Source organism: Pseudanabaena sp. PCC 6802 (assembly GCF_000332175.1).
Taxonomy (GTDB): Bacteria; Cyanobacteriota; Cyanobacteriia; order Pseudanabaenales; family Pseudanabaenaceae; genus PCC-6802.
Window position 1 is genome coordinate 2,387,150 of record NZ_KB235914.1, and the last position, 16,499, is coordinate 2,403,648.

The 16,499-nt window shown below is 47.4% G+C and carries 15 protein-coding genes and 1 pseudogene; 6 read left to right on the forward strand and 10 right to left on the reverse strand.

Annotation, left to right across the window (positions count from 1 at the left end):
• Window positions 1-3 precede the first annotated feature (3 nt).
• Window positions 4-1,827 (forward strand): sulfotransferase, encoded by a 1,824-nt coding sequence (locus PSE6802_RS31210; protein WP_019501152.1) that lies wholly within the window; start codon window positions 4-6, stop codon window positions 1,825-1,827.
• Window positions 1,828-1,849: 22 nt separating this feature from the next.
• Here PSE6802_RS31210 and PSE6802_RS0116520 read toward each other — a convergent pair whose 3' ends face one another.
• From PSE6802_RS0116520 to PSE6802_RS0116530, 3 genes are all read right to left on the reverse strand, one after another.
• Window positions 1,850-2,068 carry a DUF6737 family protein gene (locus PSE6802_RS0116520; protein ID WP_019501153.1) on the reverse strand — a complete coding sequence of 73 codons (219 nt, stop codon included), beginning with the start codon at window positions 2,066-2,068 and terminating at the stop codon, window positions 1,850-1,852.
• Window positions 2,069-2,197: 129 nt separating this feature from the next.
• On the reverse strand, window positions 2,198-3,247 hold the full coding sequence (locus PSE6802_RS0116525) for an anthranilate phosphoribosyltransferase family protein (RefSeq protein ID WP_019501154.1): 1,050 nt from the start codon (window positions 3,245-3,247) through the stop codon (window positions 2,198-2,200).
• Window positions 3,248-3,402: 155 nt separating this feature from the next.
• Entirely contained in the window at window positions 3,403-4,329 is a 927-nt protein-coding gene (locus PSE6802_RS0116530) for a LysR family transcriptional regulator (protein WP_019501155.1), read from the reverse strand.
• A gap of 445 nt (window positions 4,330-4,774) precedes the next feature.
• Between PSE6802_RS0116530 and PSE6802_RS0116535 the strand changes: the two genes are divergently transcribed.
• Entirely contained in the window at window positions 4,775-6,529 is a 1,755-nt protein-coding gene (locus tag PSE6802_RS0116535; protein WP_019501156.1) for a helicase HerA domain-containing protein, read from the forward strand.
• A 316-nt stretch (window positions 6,530-6,845) separates the two neighbouring features.
• Window positions 6,846-7,283, forward strand: coding sequence for an ATP-binding protein (locus PSE6802_RS0116540; protein WP_019501157.1), 438 nt, complete (start codon window positions 6,846-6,848; stop codon window positions 7,281-7,283).
• A gap of 7 nt (window positions 7,284-7,290) precedes the next feature.
• Here the strand turns inward: PSE6802_RS0116540 and PSE6802_RS33560 are convergent.
• Window positions 7,291-7,431: pseudogene (locus PSE6802_RS33560) on the reverse strand (IS4 family transposase); the annotation flags it as partial.
• Window positions 7,432-7,662 (reverse strand): hypothetical protein, encoded by a 231-nt coding sequence (locus tag PSE6802_RS33565; protein WP_156815561.1) that lies wholly within the window; start codon window positions 7,660-7,662, stop codon window positions 7,432-7,434.
• Between the two features lie 79 nt (window positions 7,663-7,741).
• Between PSE6802_RS33565 and PSE6802_RS0116550 the strand changes: the two genes are divergently transcribed.
• Together PSE6802_RS0116550 and PSE6802_RS0116555 are read left to right on the forward strand one after the other, a co-directional pair.
• On the forward strand, window positions 7,742-8,521 hold the full coding sequence (locus PSE6802_RS0116550) for a carbonic anhydrase (RefSeq protein WP_019501159.1): 780 nt from the start codon (window positions 7,742-7,744) through the stop codon (window positions 8,519-8,521).
• Window positions 8,522-8,578: 57 nt separating this feature from the next.
• Window positions 8,579-9,433: a Tab2/Atab2 family RNA-binding protein gene (locus PSE6802_RS0116555; protein WP_019501160.1), complete on the forward strand. Its 855-nt coding sequence runs from the start codon at window positions 8,579-8,581 to the stop codon at window positions 9,431-9,433.
• A 59-nt stretch (window positions 9,434-9,492) separates the two neighbouring features.
• On the opposite strand, the gene PSE6802_RS0116560 is transcribed toward PSE6802_RS0116555, so the two are convergent.
• Complete coding sequence (locus tag PSE6802_RS0116560) at window positions 9,493-10,188, reverse strand: L-threonylcarbamoyladenylate synthase (protein ID WP_019501161.1); 696 nt, start codon at window positions 10,186-10,188, stop codon at window positions 9,493-9,495.
• A 409-nt stretch (window positions 10,189-10,597) separates the two neighbouring features.
• On the opposite strand from PSE6802_RS0116560, the gene PSE6802_RS35395 reads away from it, so the two are divergent.
• Window positions 10,598-10,723 carry a hypothetical protein gene (locus tag PSE6802_RS35395; protein WP_263970365.1) on the forward strand — a complete coding sequence of 42 codons (126 nt, stop codon included), beginning with the start codon at window positions 10,598-10,600 and terminating at the stop codon, window positions 10,721-10,723.
• Window positions 10,724-11,047: 324 nt separating this feature from the next.
• Here PSE6802_RS35395 and menC read toward each other — a convergent pair whose 3' ends face one another.
• The 4 genes from menC to PSE6802_RS29315 all read right to left on the reverse strand — a co-directional run bounded on the left by menC (window position 11,048) and on the right by PSE6802_RS29315 (window position 16,477).
• Window positions 11,048-12,094 (reverse strand): o-succinylbenzoate synthase, encoded by a 1,047-nt coding sequence (gene menC, locus PSE6802_RS29310; RefSeq protein ID WP_019501162.1) that lies wholly within the window; start codon window positions 12,092-12,094, stop codon window positions 11,048-11,050.
• 159 nt (window positions 12,095-12,253) lie between these two features.
• Complete coding sequence (locus PSE6802_RS0116570) at window positions 12,254-12,676, reverse strand: type II toxin-antitoxin system VapC family toxin (RefSeq protein ID WP_019501163.1); 423 nt, start codon at window positions 12,674-12,676, stop codon at window positions 12,254-12,256.
• Window positions 12,673-14,601 carry a DUF4209 domain-containing protein gene (locus PSE6802_RS0116575; protein WP_019501164.1) on the reverse strand — a complete coding sequence of 643 codons (1,929 nt, stop codon included), beginning with the start codon at window positions 14,599-14,601 and terminating at the stop codon, window positions 12,673-12,675. Before PSE6802_RS0116575 ends, PSE6802_RS0116570 begins: the two co-directional genes overlap by 4 nt.
• Before the next feature lie 55 nt (window positions 14,602-14,656).
• The gene (locus PSE6802_RS29315; protein ID WP_051050584.1) at window positions 14,657-16,477 is read right to left on the reverse strand and encodes a mechanosensitive ion channel family protein; all 1,821 of its coding nucleotides are present in this window, start codon (window positions 16,475-16,477) and stop codon (window positions 14,657-14,659) included.
• Between the last annotated feature and the right edge of the window lie 22 nt (window positions 16,478-16,499).

Consider the following 16,499-nt stretch of genomic DNA (forward strand, 5'->3'; position numbering starts at 1 on the left):
ATAATGCCGAATTTTTCCGCAAGCCAGACAATGCATGGATTGTCGCCGCTAATTATTACTGGGATGCATCGTTCTGGCACCTCGCTCACGGCTTCCTTTTTGCAAACTCTGGGAGTTAACGTGGGCGATCGCCTCTACGCAGCAGATCGAGCCAACCAAAAAGGTTACTTTGAGGATGTCGATTTTCTGGAGTTTCAGCGACAAGTTTTGCAAGCTTCCTGCAATCCCAACGAGCCGGGCTGGCCAGACTGGGGCTGGACAGAAAGCGAACAGTTAAATAAGGAAAATTTTGCTAATTATACGCAGGCTGCCCAAGCGTTGATTGCCACTAGAGCCAATAGTCAAACCCTTTGGGGTTGGAAAGATCCGCGCACTAGCCTCATGCTCGATTTTTGGCACGATCTGCTTCCCCAAGCCCGTTATCTTCTTGTCTATCGATTCCCGTGGGATGTGGCAGATTCAATTCTGCGGCTGAACGAACCAATTTTCCAGGAGCATCCCGACTATGCCATCCGAACATGGCGATTTTACAATCAGCAACTCCTCGACTTTTACACTCGACATCGCGATGCTTGCCTTTTAGTCAGCGTGAATGGCTTCTTGAAAGATCCATCTCGATTAGTCAAGTTGGTGCAAAATAGATTTTCTCTGGCGTTAAATGCTAGCAACCCGCTCGACTCCCAGAATTCGGAGCATGCGATCGCAGATATCTATGACGAGAAACTTTTTGGTAGCCTCGATTGGGAGCATCCCTTAGTGAAGTTGGTGTCGCAGGTAGCACCGGAATGCACGTCTCTACTGGAGGAGCTAGATCGAGCAGCCGATCTACCCAACTCTTTGCCTTTCCAAGGGATAGAGGAATCGATTCTCGCTTCTGTATTGCGATTGCAGCAAATCACAACGCAAAGCAAAACGCAACCCAAAACGGCAAAGTTGCCATCAGGGATACAATGCGCTACGCTTACGTCTACTGAAGATGTCAATTCAGATGCAGGTGTAGTTATGTCCATGACAAATAACGAACAGCTCGCGAGCGATCGCCCTGCCATGGAGCGATCGCCAGAACTACAAGCTTTGTTAGCCTCTCCGCCAAAGCTGCACAAAGACCGCATGGGTAACCTGGTTTCCTATCAAGCCTGTGAGGAAGTGCTTGACTTCATCGATCGTCATGTCACAAAGGACTCCAGAACCCTAGAAACCGGAGCGGGAATCAGTACGATTCTGTTTGCGATCGAGGGTAGCGAACATACCTGTATTGCACCCGGACAAGGACAATTCGATCGCATTCGACAGTATTGTGCCGATCGCCAGATTTCGACCGATCGGATTGATTTTCAGTGCCATAGTTCCGAACATGTGTTACCACAGCTAAATACTCTCCCTTTAGATTTAGTTTTGATTGATGGCTGTCATGGGTTTCCAATTCCATTTATTGATTGGTTTTATGCCACATCACACCTCAAGAAAGATGGCATCCTCATAGTAGATGATACGCAGTTGTGGACGGGTATGGTTCTGAAGGAGTACCTACTTTCAGAACCGGAGTGGGAGCTAGTGCAGGATATTAATCCTCGGGCGGTAATTTTTAGAAAACTGCAAGCAACCATCCCCACTAAGGAGTGGGATCGGCAGCCATACGTCCAGTTGGCAGAATCGTTATTCCAGCAAAAAATACTCATGGAAGAGCGATTTGCGCGCGAGGAAATCCAAATAAATCAAGAGTTACACAGGCTGCAAAATGAGATTGAAGCGATAAAAACTTCTAAATTTTGGAAACTGCGGGAAGCATGGTTTGCCGTGAAGCGATCGCTCAAACTATCGGACTAGCATATCATTTCGGATTGCTATATTACTCGTGTTCCTTAAGTGCTTCCAGAGAGACCAGTTGTGGCCACAGCAATAGGAAAAATCCCATCCACGCCAGTATGGGGAGCGCTACTAGAATTGAGATCCAGATTGTCTCAAACAATAACCAGCTACCCAAGATAATCGCGACACCAGTCAAGAGAATCGACCAAGGTTGGCACCACCAGGGCTTGTAATTCCAAGGATTATCAGGCTTTTCCACGTGTTTTTTAACTTAAGCTCTAATATCTATAGCCGTAAACAGATCGGTTATTACAGAGTGGGGGGGCTGCGCCCCATGCAGGGGTGGAACCCCTGCACCCCGTCCTGAGACTATTGGCTATAGCTATAATTACGTAATTACCATATCAGCTTGCAGGGAAACAGCACGTTGAATCTGCTGGAGCTTTTGCAAAACTTTACCGTTATTTAGTAACTCGGTCGCGATCGCGATGCCCTCCTTGATGTCGGCACATAAACCAAACCGATACAGATAAAAACCGCCATTCCAAATGGCAGAGTTGCTTAACTCAGTTGGCTTACCCTCCAACACCGCCATGATATCCGTCACCAGTTGCTCTGTAGGTGATAGCGGGACTTCATTGGAAGTAAAGCCGTAGTCTCGCGCCGCAAAGATCGCGCGATCGCAACCAAATCCTACGATTGCGACGCGACCGCGTGGCAGATCGCAACTCCCTTCCGAGCCTTTCACAGTTGTAAATAGCTCCACACCACGCATGGCAAAAGCTTCTCGCATCACAATTTCGGTAGGTGGATGTACGAAGCCGCAGACGGAGTGAGATTTCCCTTGATAGGGCGACCACATCAACTCTAGGGTAGCAAAAGGGGGACGCTTACCGATCTGATCGCGATAGGTCACAATATCGTGGGCTAGGGGAAAATGCTTTGGTAAATAGATAAATCCCAGGCTAGTTTCCGCTAACACATTGCGAACCTTTGTTAAAGACAACTGCGACCATTGCACGCCCAAAGCTTGCCAAATATCGATCAGCGGTACCCCCTCTTTGGTAGGCATCCGATCGCCACCGTGCATAATCGTGGGACAGTTAGACGCAGCCAGAATTAAAGCCGTAAGCGGACTAATTGGTGCCGTGCGCGATCGCCCATCATAGGGCGACCCTAAAATTGCCACAGGTAGGTCGAAATCAATCGGCTCCAGTTGCGGCCCTAAGCGATCGTAGGCATCCAACATGCCCGCCATCTCTTCTGAAGTGGGGCGCTTAATGCGATGAGCGATCATAAATGCTCCAATTTGGGCGGGCGTGGCCTCCTGCGTCAAAATCATGCAGGTGGCATCCCGCGCCTCCTCGCGCGTTAAATTTTTACCAGTGTGTGTACCGCTCCCTATTTTGCGCAGCAGGGTTCTAAAAGCATTACTCATAGTCAGCCAGTTTAATACATTCCAGCCCCATCACCCAATCCCCATTACCCATCACCCAACCATCAATCCTCGGGAAGGGTTTAGCATTTGTTCGATCGTCTTTGCCTCAAACCAAAGAATTCATGACAAATGCTAAACTCCTGCGGCATCTCTCATCACCCAACCCCCAATTCCTTCTTCTCTGAAACCTGTGGCGGGATTAATTCGCAAACTAATTTGCGGAAATGCCTAATGGGGGGAACTTGCAGGCGATCGCTGGTCGTTACCAATGCCACCTGGCGGGTTAGTTGTGGCGCGACTAACGGACGCACTGCCAGCATAGGATCTGTGGAGGCTTCTTGGAGGGCAGTTTGCGGCAAGAGTGCTACTAGATTTCCTTGTCTTACCACACCGCGAAAGGCATCTAGAGAATTTAGCTCCAGCGCTGAGTTGAGCTTTAAACCTTGCACTCTAAACTGATCCTGGACTAGCCTCTGGATGCCATATCCGTCTTTAAACACTACCTGGGGATACATGGCTAGATCCGTCCAGGGCACGGCTGTATATCTAGCGAGGGGATGCTCGGCAGACATCAGCACCTGGATTGTCTCCTCATATAGCAGATCCACGATCGTTTCAGGACTGGCTGTCAGGAAGCGATTGTTCATAACGATCGCCAGGTCGATCAATCCATCTTTGAGGACTTTAATGGCGCGATCGCTACCTAAAGTTGTAGCTCGCACCTGTACCTGGCTAAAATCCTGGCAAAAGCGTTGCAGCACCCTGGGCAACCGGTAGGCACACACAGAGGGGATAGCCGCAATACACAACTCAGGTTGCTTGCCTGCCAACAGATCGGAGATTTCCTGGGTTGCCGATTGCCATTCCTGACAAATACGGCGCGCTCTACCAATAAAGCGATCGCCCGCTACGGTCAGCTTGGCCTGAGCGTGACGGTGCAGCAACTGCACGCCAAGATCGGCTTCTAGGGCCTGCACTTGTCTGCTGATCGTAGATTGGGTAACTCCACATTTCTGGGCTGCCTGCTGAAAGTTACCCGTTTCAGCAACTGCCATAAAAGCCTGCAACTGCTCTAAACGCATAGACTATCCTGTATCCGTATGAGGAAAATACGATATTTCGCCAATACATTCAGTAGAAATTGATACGGTTCCGTGGATTTCGGTTGCGAAGGAATATGAATTTAATAACGCCAAAATCTCTGTAGGGGGGCAGGTTTTGCCAAAGTCTATTGGCAAGAACTGATTAAACCTCATCCAAACTTGCCCCTACCTCGGGAAATTACATCTTATTTAAAGGACGATCCTAATTAGGAACTTGTCTGAAGCTGAAGATCTTGGAATCCTCACCCCTACTCACCCCTAACCCTTCAGAGGAGAAGAGAGTCGCAGCCCCGTTGCGGCTCTAGATCGCTGGTAGTAGAACAGAATCTCTGGTAGGAATAATCACAATTTCGCAATACCTGCTAAAGTAGAGCAGATGCAAGCATCTGCGGTTCGATAGACTATCCAACTACCCCCGTTGCCCATGAGTTCTTTACTACCTTTAGGCGTTGTCGTGCAGGGATCTTTGAGCCAAGGTTTAGAAGTGAGGCTCAATGCTGATGTCTCGGTAGAAGATATGCGGGTGGGAAAATTCTTAGTAGTGCAGGGTCGCCGCGCTCGCTTCTTTTGCATGCTTACTGACGTGACGCTCGGCACTTCTAGTCCTCGCATTTTGATGAATCCCCCTCAACCTAGCAATACTTTCCTAACGGAAGTGCTATCAGGAACGGGAACGTTCGGCACGATAAACCTTACGCCAATGCTGATGTTTATTCCTTCCGATCCTCTGGATATCCTGGGGAGTAATTTAACCAGTAAGAAGGGCAAGCGCAAAAAATCGGGAGAATACAGCAGCGGTACGCATCCCGCAGGGAATCGCCTCAGCTCTGAAGATGCGAGTACGTTCAATTTGTTGCCCGTCAAAACCGTACCCAGCCACTTCAGTCAAGTATTCGATGCCATAGAGCGAGATTTTCGCATTGTATTCGGGTGGGAAGACGATCCGCACAAACGAAACTTTGCGATCGGGCAGCCTATAGATATGCCCGTGCCAATTTGTCTAGATTTAGACCGCTTTGTCGAACGCAGTAACGGCGTGTTTGGGAAGTCTGGAACTGGCAAGTCCTTCTTAACGCGCCTACTTTTGTCGGGCGTAATTCGCAAGCAGGCTGCGGTCAACCTTATCTTTGATATGCATTCCGAATATGGCTGGGAAGCTGCGATGGAGGGCAAGGCTTTCAGCACGGTCAAGGGATTGCGGCAATTATTTCCCGGGCAAGTGCAAATCTATACCCTCGATCCGGATTCCACATTGCGTCGGGGCGTTCGCGACGCGCAGGAACTCTATATCAGTTACGACCAGATCGAAGTGGAAGATCTAATGCTGATCAAAGACGAGCTAAACCTTTCCGAAGCTAGTCTCGAAAATGCGATCATTCTGCGCAATGAATTCGGTAAAACCTGGATTACGCGGCTGTTGACCATGTCGAATACCGAGATCCAGGAATTTTGCGAACAAAAGATGGGGAGTAAGTCATCAATTATGGCCTTGCAGCGCAAGCTCACCCGCCTCGACGACATCAAATATATTCGTAATAGTTGTCACGAAAACTACATTAAAAAGATTCTCGATGCTATTGATGCCAAAAAACATGTCGTGATTGAGTTTGGCTCGCAGTCGAATTTGTTGGCTTATATGCTGGCAACAAATGTGATTACGCGCCGCATTCACCAGGTTTACGTCCGCAAAGCCGAGCGCTTTCTGCAAACTAAAAATGTCTGCGATCGCCCCCAACAGCTAATGATTACGATCGAAGAAGCGCATCGCTTCCTTGCGCCAATGACAGCGAAGCAAACTATTTTTGGCACGATCGCCCGCGAGATGCGTAAATATTTCGTCACCTTACTGGTTGTCGATCAGCGTCCGTCTGGTATTGATAACGAAGTTATGTCCCAGATTGGCACCCGCATTACGGCATTGCTGAACGATGAGAAGGATATTGAAGCGATCTTTACCGGTGTAGCTGGTAGCGGCAACCTGCGATCGGTACTGGCAAAACTAGACTCAAAACAACAGGCATTGGTATTGGGACATGCCGTACCTATGCCTGTAGTCGTGCAGACGCGCCCCTATGACGAAACTTTCTACCGTGAAATTGGCGAAGTTTCCTGGGAAGAAATCTCCACCACTGAAGTTTTGCGCGTTGCTGAAGTTGCCAAGGCTGATTTGGGTTTTTAGCATTCTTATAGATAATATTTAGCACTACCTTCAAGCACCCAATATCTGCAAACGATTGACTTCGCAGGTTATTATATTTCTGTGAAATATTGCAGCAGTCTGTGAGTAAGTGAGTATTATTGACTTACTGAAGTGCTTGCATGCCCCTTTTAAAAGCTAAGGGAATTGCAGTTAAATAATGTCCCAACCGTAGGATGTGTTAGGCATTAGCCGTAACACAGCGCGGGTATCTTATTTTCATGCAAGTCCCTAACTGCTAACTACTATATGCCATGGTATATAACCGTCTTGGTTCCGAGTACAGTCTTGAGCAATTATGCCTGTTGCAAAGAAAATTCAACTACAAGTTAAAACGGATCTCAACGCGCTGTCAGAAGTCCTGAGTTGGTTTAATCAGTTGCGTCAAGACTCAATGCCAAAAACAGATTGGCTTAAATGTCAAACTGCTCTAGCCGAAGCGTTTACCAATGCCGTGCGCCATGCCCACAAGGATTGTCCTCAAGAAACTCCAATTAATCTGGAGGCAGTTTTATTATCAAATAGTATCGAGATCAGAATTTGGGACTACGGCCCTCAGTTCGATCTGGAGTATGAAGTTTCAATTTTACCCAATGAGGTCGATGAAACTGCAACTGGCGGTAGGGGGTTGTACTTGCTCAAACAAATCGCAGACAAACTAAGCTATACGCGCGATCGCGATCGCAACTGCTTGCTATTGGTGAAGCAATATGCTCCGGGACTAGACATGGTTTAGGGCAGGCAAAACCCCGCTGAAGATAAAGCCGTTTATGGGGCTTGAGGGCAATCAGATTTTGCACCCAATCAGCCCATAATTCCATGCCATATATCCATCGTTGCCCATAGAGTCCAAAGCTAAATTCGCTCTATCGCGGAGTTTTATCTCATCCCGATCGCTGTAAAAGCCTTCCATATCTGACTGTGGCTTTGGAATTGCTGGCAGGGGTAGAGGAAAGGAAGTGCGGGATGGGTTTGCGATCGCAGTGCGATCGCACTATAGCGGTTTTCAGATCGGTGGTGAGCAGGGGGTTTGGGGGCGTTGCCCCCAAGAAGGGGAGGCAGGGCGGTCTTGGGGGTTCCCCGCTAGAGCCACTGCCGTGTGGAACCCACCCCATCAATAAAACCCGTTCTCAAGTGAAAACCGCTATATTTAGTGAGACAATAAAGAGTCGGTAGAGTTCAGGGTGAAGCTGTATGAAGAAACTGATCAAAGGACTGCGTAATTTCAAGAAGAGTTACTATTGCAGCCATCAGGATCTATTTGAAGAACTGTCACACGGGCAAAAACCTCGAGTCCTATTCATTACCTGCTCCGACTCGCGCATCGATCCCAACCTGCTCACCCAAACCGATCTAGGCGAACTATTTGTCATTCGCAATGCTGGGAATATCATTCCTCCCTTTGGTGCCACCAATGGTGGCGAAGGTGCCGCTGTCGAATACGCCATCCACGCCCTCGGAATTCAGCAAGTAGTTGTTTGCGGTCACTCCCACTGCGGTGCCATGAAGGGGTTGCTAAAACTACAAAGCCTTGAAGACGAAATGCCTCTGGTCTACGAATGGCTCAAGCATTCGGAGGCTACTCGCCGCGTGCTGAAGGAAAACTACAGCGAACTGGAAGGCGAAGATTTAATTGCTATGGCTGTGGCCGAAAATGTTTTGAACCAGTTAGATAACCTGCGCACCTATCCCGTCATTCGTTCCAAGATGCACCAGAAGCAGATCAACCTCTACGGCTGGATCTACGAGATCGAAACCGGTGAAGTGTTTTCCTACGATCCCGATCTTGATGAATTCAAACCCATTCTCACCGACATACCCGCCTGCGATCTACGCAATACTCCTCCCCATAGCAGTTCCCTAGAGAAACCCCTGCAACAGCAAATCCACCAGATTGAAATAGATCGCGCCCATCTGAGCGGCTGGCTTCCCGTCGAACAGGCCGATCGCATTTATCGCGGTTCCTATTCCTAAGCTCAATTACTAGCCCTAACTGCTGATAAGCTAATAGCTGACCGCTAAAAGCTAACTATGAAACGACCCGCTGCTGTTTGGGAGCTAGATTTTTATTCTCGCCCCGTCCTGGACGACAACAACAAAAAAATATGGGAATTGCTGATTTGCGATCGCGATCGAGCTTTTGAGTGGGTCAAGCAATGTCCTGGCAACGAGGTTAATTCTAGTTGGTTGGCGAAAGAACTAGAGGCAGCAATGGCAGCCGCTGGAGAAACTCCGCAGAAAGTACGGTTTTTCCGACCCAGCATGAGCAACATTATTACGCGGGGCTGTCGGCAAGTGGGTCTGACATCGCTGGCTTCTCGCCGCATGTTCGCAATGCTGAACTGGTTGCAGGAGCGAATGCAAACAGTTTACCCACAGGAGACAGGGTTTCAGGCAGCCGATCCGCACCCCCTACCATTGCAAAACTTGCAGCCGGTCAAGCCGGAACCAATTCCCAATGCCCTCATGGGCGATCGCTGGCTATTGGTATCCTTGACTGCTGCCGATTTTGCCAGTGCGTCGGAGTGGTCGATGGATTTTGGCGAACTATTCAAGACGGACTCCCTCGCCCCAAATTTAGTTATTCCTGGCATCATCATTATCTCCAGCCGCGCACTACCGCTGGCAGCCTGGATGTCCGGTGTCGATCCGGTATTTCTGAAATTTGTACCCAATCGCGATCGCGTCCAGTTATTACTCGAAGCCAGCGCTGATGCCAGTTGGATTTTGACCACTTTACAGGCTCCTAAGGATGGGAAGGCGATCGCTGAGGGGGAAAGCTTTGAAGTTGCCAAACAGCGAGCAGGGGGCATTCATTTTATGGCCGTCCAGAAGAATCCTGAAGATGAGGAATTCGCAGGCTTTTGGCTGCTGAATGAGGTGTAATACCAAATATCGCCACAACAATCGCAATCGGTTCAGGGTAGAAGGCACTGCCCCTACGCTTAAACGGTCATAAATTCTACACTGCCCAATCCTTGCCGCACGATCTCGGGTTCGTCTGTAGTTAGATCGACAATCGTAGATACTTCATAGTGAGGCTCCGAGCCATCGTCGATAATAATATCGACCAGCTTGTCGAAGCGATCGAATAATTCTGCTTGCGGGAGATCGCAAGCTTGCACCGATTTACCGCGTTTGATCGCTACGCCATTTCGCCCGTTGCTATTCCACCCATTATCATTGTCATCGCGATCGCTGAGATTTGCCGATGTAGAAATAATTGGGTTGCCTAAAGCTTGAATTAACGTTTGGGAAACTACATGATCGGGGACGCGAATCCCAGTGGTTTTGCGTTTGGGATCCATCACCAGACGCGGCACTAGCTTAGTAGTGGGGAGGATAAACGTATATGGCCCCGGTACTAAGCTTTTCATGATGCGATAGGCACTGTTACTTACCAGAGCGTAGTGGGCGATATTGGATAGGGAAGAGCACAGGAAAGTAAGCGGCTTGTTGTTTGAAAGCTGCTTGATCTGTCGTACGCGTTGCACGGCGGATTTGGAGTTGAGGTCGCAACCAATGGCATAGACAGTATCTGTGGGGTAAAGCATGACAGCCCCATCTCGCAGTGCAGACGCGATCTGCTCGATACTGCGCGATTGCGGTGATTCGGGGTGTAACTTGTGGATGATAGCCATTGCGAATTCGTGCTCGAACTTAAGGAATAGCGCAAAATTTTCATCGACAAGTTTTTTGCACCTTTACTATGATAGCCGCAGACAGATCGGTTATTACAGAGGGTGTGGAGGCTGCGCCCCCACGCAGTGGAGGCAGGGCAGTCTTGGGGGTTTCCCCCTAGAGCCACTGCCGTGTTCTATGCGCTCCTTCCTCAGCCTATTGTGCGAGAAAAATCTAAATGAGGCAAAACCTTCTCTAGTTTTTCACTATTTGGATCTATTCTGAAGCACATCAGGAATTTATAGATTGGCGTTATTGGTTACAGAGGCATCAGATTCAGTAGGCATTCATTTCCCCTAGTTTGCCTCCTCCTTACCCCACCATATTGTCTTTGTGGTCTTGTAGCTGATTTCTAGATTTCTATCCTGTATGTACATTTACACTCCAACATTATTTAAGCGTCGAGCCTCTGGTGTCGCCGCTTTTTTTGTGGGCGATCGCAACTCCTTAATTCATGCGAAATCCGGTAGATCGCTCACTGTAAAAATAGTCTGAAAACTATAAATGCAACTTTTCCCACTTCACAGATAGATTTTGGGAAATGCACCATGCTTATGAATCTTCCTTTTCCATGTATATAGCATTTTGCAATTGAGAAAGGGGTTAGTTTATGGGGTGAAGGGGTTCCACCCCTTCTTGGGGGCAACGCCCCCAAACCCCCTTCTCGTTTTCATCTGACAACCGCTATAGTTATAGCCAATAGGCTTAGGACGGGGTGCAGGGGTGGAACCCCTGCGTGGGGGCTGCCCCCCCACACCCCCTGTCCTAACAGATCTGTCTACGGCTATAATTCTGAGAAAGCATAGGCGAGCTTCTGATTTATGCCGGCACGGCGATCGCTCCTCGCTCTGGCATAGGACATGCGGGTACCAGATCGTTAGCTAGCAATTCCCCCGTTGCTAAACCGCAGGCACGAGTTATTTGGGGAATAGAAGCTGCAAGATGTAACGCCCCCAAACGCGCGATCGCTCCATCAATCGTAGTGGTAATTACCACATCTAACCCAGCGGCGAAAGCAACGTCAGCAGCTTGTCGAGCCGTCAAAATTCCACCCATTGCCATCGGTTTCAGAATTGCGATATCGGCAGCCTTGCAAGCAATTACCTCGCGCAGATCGTCGATACAGGTAATTGCTTCGTCAGCAGCGATCGCTATTCCCACCGAACGCTTAACTTTTGCCATGCCTTCAAGATCCTGGGCTGCGACAGGTTGCTCGACATACTCAATGCCCAGGGGTTCATAGCGACGGATTTGGGCGATCGCTTCATCCACCGACCAGGCTTGATTGGCATCCAGACGAATTTGAACGTGCGGCGAAATAGCATCTCGGATCGCGGCTACTCTTTGCCAATCTCGATCTGCTAGATCGGTACCGATCTTGACCTTAATGCATGAGTAGCCTTTTGTCTCAAACGACTGTGCTAAATTGACAGCGATCGCGGGCGACACAGCACCGATTAAGGCATTAACTGGCAACCGATTGCGGCTTTGAGGGTTTATTAACTGTGAAAGCGATTTTGCTTGGGCGATCGCGAGTAGATTGCACAGGGCTAACTCAACCCCATGCTTTGCGGCTGGAGATTGGCTGAATTCGGTTAGAAACACAGCGATCTCGTGCAAACTCGCAAACTCCATTCCCACTAGCCCAGTCTGTAAATTATCGAGAACGGCTTGGGTTTCTACGAGCGACTCCATGCCAAAACCTGGTAAAGGCGATGCTTCTCCCCATCCCATCCTACCTTCGGTATCGCAAATCTGGATAACTATACAGGTGCGATCGCAAATCGAGCCAAATGCTGTTTTCAGTGGTTGACGCAGAGGCAATTTATGGTGCTGTAGGATTACTCGTTCGATCTGAAACGTCATAAAGCAGCAACAGCATCCATCAGTAGATTGTAAAGCTTTGCATCTACTCTACAGCAAAAATATTAATCCGCAACCTGAGAAAGAAGCTGTTTGTAAACAAAGCTTAAGAGTTATTTGACATGCGCTATAAAAGGACATAACTCATGATGGCTAAGTTGACTAAACAGTCCAGTCTTCAAGACATAAATTGGGAACTTTAACAAAGTCTTTAGAGTTGCGCGTAACAAGGATTGTTTGATTAGCTAAAGCGATCGCTGCAATTCTCAAGTCTTGCGTACCTATACGAACCTTTTGTTGGAGCAGATCCTGGTAACATGCAGATGCTTTATTGTCGAAATCCAGCAAATTAACGCTACAAAAATACAGAAGAGTCCTCTTAAGGTTTTGATAGGCGACTGCTAGCCGCTCAGGATTTGTAGCAGATCTGCTAATCCCAGCCAACCTCCCTCGCAACTGTTCCTCCAGTGTAACAGTTGTAATAAATATTTTGGAATTGCCGATTTCCCTAGTTCGTTCTGAAATTTTAGGATGACTATGCTGAAAAAGAGTTACATGATCGGTATCGAGGATATATTGACTCACGCTGACTGATTCTCCATTGAGGAAACCTCATGCTCGGCTAACCCAGAATCTAGCTCGCGTCGATAACTAGCCATGTCTTCTACAAACTCATCAAAGAGCGGATCGTCTTTGAACATGCCAGCGAACTTAACCCAAGGATCGGATTTCTGAAGACTTTGTTGATAATGCAAGATTGGTAAGCAGCAGAGACGGAGGGTAAGCCACCACAGATAGACCATAATCGGATGTGAAAATTCACCATCATTTATCAAACCGTGAGCCATACGGTTTCTTAGGTTGCTACCAGAATGCTCAACCAATAGGCACTGTAGATCGAATAGCGTGTCTTCATTAAAAATAGAAGCTAATTCTGGTCGGTAAAGTGTAGAGTTTAGATTGTGTTCGTTTTGAATACCACTATCATCGAGTCCAGAAGTTATCACCCCTTTTTGCCACAGTAAATAACGAATCGAGTTTTCGATCTGAGGAATAAGAATGTGGGTAGATGTCAGGAAATCTCCATCCAATCCTGCATATAGACCTTTTGCAAAAAGATACTCTCGCCCTGTTGGTATAAAAGGGTTGTGCGAAACAATTGGTAGTAAGTCATTAATTCTGACGCTGTGCTCTAAGTTGATTTGATATATTGCAGATTCAACATATGCTTGAGCATGAAGCGTCTGATAATAGATCGCATTTTGATTCATCTCAAAGCGGGTTACTGCTTCTACTTCATTAGGATCGTCGGAAAGGAATGAGCCAGGTTGCCGAGCTGTCACTTTACCTTTCTCATTCATTATCACCTTAGGGGCAATGTGGGATGCAATAAACTCACGAGCATGTTCCTGTACTTGTTGCCGTAGTTGAGAGACATTAGAAGGGGAGCCTAGTAAAGATAAAGCAAAAAGGGCATCCTGAAAATCTTTTCCTTTGACGTAAGCTCTAGCCTGCTCTATCATTTCACTAATGTCAATCTCTTGAGAACTAGCAATTAGCTCATTGCGAGATTCTTCTTGATATTGAAGTAGCAACCTGTGAACTTCTTCGGATCTAGATTTTGCGTCGATAGTTTCTTCTCTAGTGCCTCGAATGCTTCTAAATGCCTCAACTGCTTGCTGCATAAAATGCGAAGCAGCTAGGTAACTTGGTGGTGTTTTCTGGAGAAAATCTTGAGCTTCCTGAACATAGGTTTCAGCAGCTAGCATTGAGGCTTCACGCTCTTTAAAATTATCTCTTTCTGTGCGATGCCATACTGCTTTAATCTCCCATAAAGTTCTTGCTCTACGCCAATCATGGGTTGATTCCGCCAAGGTAGCAGCTTTCTCAGCTAGAGGGATACATTTTACTGAATCGCCAAGCTGACACCTCTGCAAAAGCTGCATCAGTTTAGCAGATAACCATGATGGATCCTCTCCGTTCAAATGATTAAGAAGATCCTCGATATATGTGGCAACTTCCTCAGTCTGATATTTGATCCGACGTGCTAAACGAAGCGATCTTTCAATCCTATCAAAACAATGCGTCCACTTCTCAGGATCTGCTAGTTGCGTTGCAGACTTTAGGTAAGCAGTTACAGCTAGCTGCGCCATCCTATAATCACGCCGTTTAGCCCAGAGAACATCTGCAATTCTTGCCTGAAGTTCCGAATCCGATACATCAACTGCTATACCAGCCAAGAAATCTAGATGTTCATCTGTCAGGTTCTGAAATTGGTTGGCGAAAAACTCTTCTGTAGTCTCCGGTTTAATATCAACACTAGTTAGATAGGCTAAAATCTCAAAAACGTTCTGTTCTCTCGTTCTTCCTGATTCTTTTGCTTGCAGGGCTTTTTGCCAAAAAATACTATGGTAGCTACGGCAAATCTTCCTATCGCTACTATTTACTACATCCTGCCAGTCAGAGTTGATGAAATCGTCTTTTGTAAGAGGTGGACTCAGTAATGGCATAGTCTAAAAATTTAGCTTCCTGATACAGCTAGTATAGCAAATCTAATCTGTTTGCTTACAATGTAACACCATCCTGTTCCTCGCGACCTAGCTGTGCAATAGTTGTTGAGTTATTAGTTAATTCTGTGGGTGCAGGTTCGTATTTGTTTACGACAGAAGATAGATGCGAGCCTAGTTTGATGCCAGCGCGATCGAAGGCGGGTTTCATGCGGCGGCGATATTCGCGGATTACTTTGCGATACACTCCAGGTAAGGTTTCAAACCGCAATCCAATCGTAAAGCCTCCAGCATCGATCTCTTCTACGCCTCTGACTTCGACTTCGACAATCTGCGGCCCCCAAAAGAGATCGGACTTCATTTCACTTGCGACTTGCTGAATAATTTCTATGGCATAATCGATATCCGTATCGTAGTCGATGTAGATTAACAGTTTGATTCTTGCCCAATCTTTAGAAAGATTATTAACAACTCTAATTTCGCTATTAGGGATAATAATCACGTTCCCCTGGCGGTTGCGGAGCGTAGTAATGCGGAGATTCATCTTCTCAACTCGACCAAATTTATCATTTAAAATGGCAAAATCGCCGATCGCATACTGATCTTCAATCAAAATTAACGCGCCGCTAATCAGGTCTTTTACTAATGTTTGGGCACCAAGGGAAATCGCAAATCCTAAAATTCCAGCACCAGCCAGGATTGGAGCTAATGGAATATTTAAACTTGCGAGCGCGAACAGAAGTGCTAAACCTGCTAAATGCACTCCAATAATGCCCTTGAGAATAGGTGAAAAACTACTGGTGCGTAACATCCAACGCTGTACGGCTTCGGGTGTGAGAGATTCGCGACTCGCCCATTTTGCTAAGAAGCGATCGACGATCACTCCACTATATTTAATTGCTAAAGTAGTACCCAGGATAACGCCCAGTACAATTGGCTGCTGAATCACATATACTTGCAGCCATCGGGTATAGGGAAATAATCCCACAATCCATCCTATACCGCATAACCAAACTACGACATGTCCTAATTGTAGTAAATGCCGACGCAGATCGTAGCTATTGAGCAAGCGCTCGTAAGACATCTGCTGCGACATCATGGAGCAACATTGTGACTGTTGCTGGGTAAAATCTTCATCATCGGTATCTAGAGCCGCTGCCATTGCTGCTAGATGTTCTTCTTGCTGTCTTTGTTTTTGCTTGAGTGATCGCCACCTCACCATCAACTGTTTCTGCAAGAATATCAGAATTGCACTCATACAGATCGCAGCTATGAGAATACCTGCTGAAATTTGTCCCTGCTGCCACAGGTAAGCAGTTTGGCGTTCCTGTTGAGCGCGAATCAGACCTCGTTGGATTACCCGCGCCACATAGCTGGCTGATTCTGGCAGGGTGAAGCCCCCGATGCGGGCATCCATCTCTGTCAGCACCAGCAAAGGCAGATCGTTATATTGTTTGCCATCGGATAGCAGAATTGTAGCCTGCTTGCTTTCAGTCTTAGCAACTACTTTCAGCGTTGATGCATCGAAACCGCGATCGATAATCCGGTAGAGATCCTTTTCTATTGCTTTAGCACGACTCTCAACCGGAGTAATGCTACCTGGTGCCATGCCCTGTCCTGTCGATACTTCCGCTGCTACCGCGAATAGAATACTGCCATCGAGTCTAACGGGAGCGTATACCATGCTATTAGTTTGCACTTTCGGAAGCAACTGACTGGTCAAACTATCGTCGTCGGGAGCGCTCGATTGTCCCCAAGCTGATGGGAATCCTGCGATCGCCAGAAAGACAAACATGCAAGATGTAATGAAGCTTAAAATGCGTATCGTCTGACTTTTGCTACTTTTAGATCGTGCTTTCAAAACTGGTATAGTTCCCATAATAGTAATTCTGCGAGAAGCT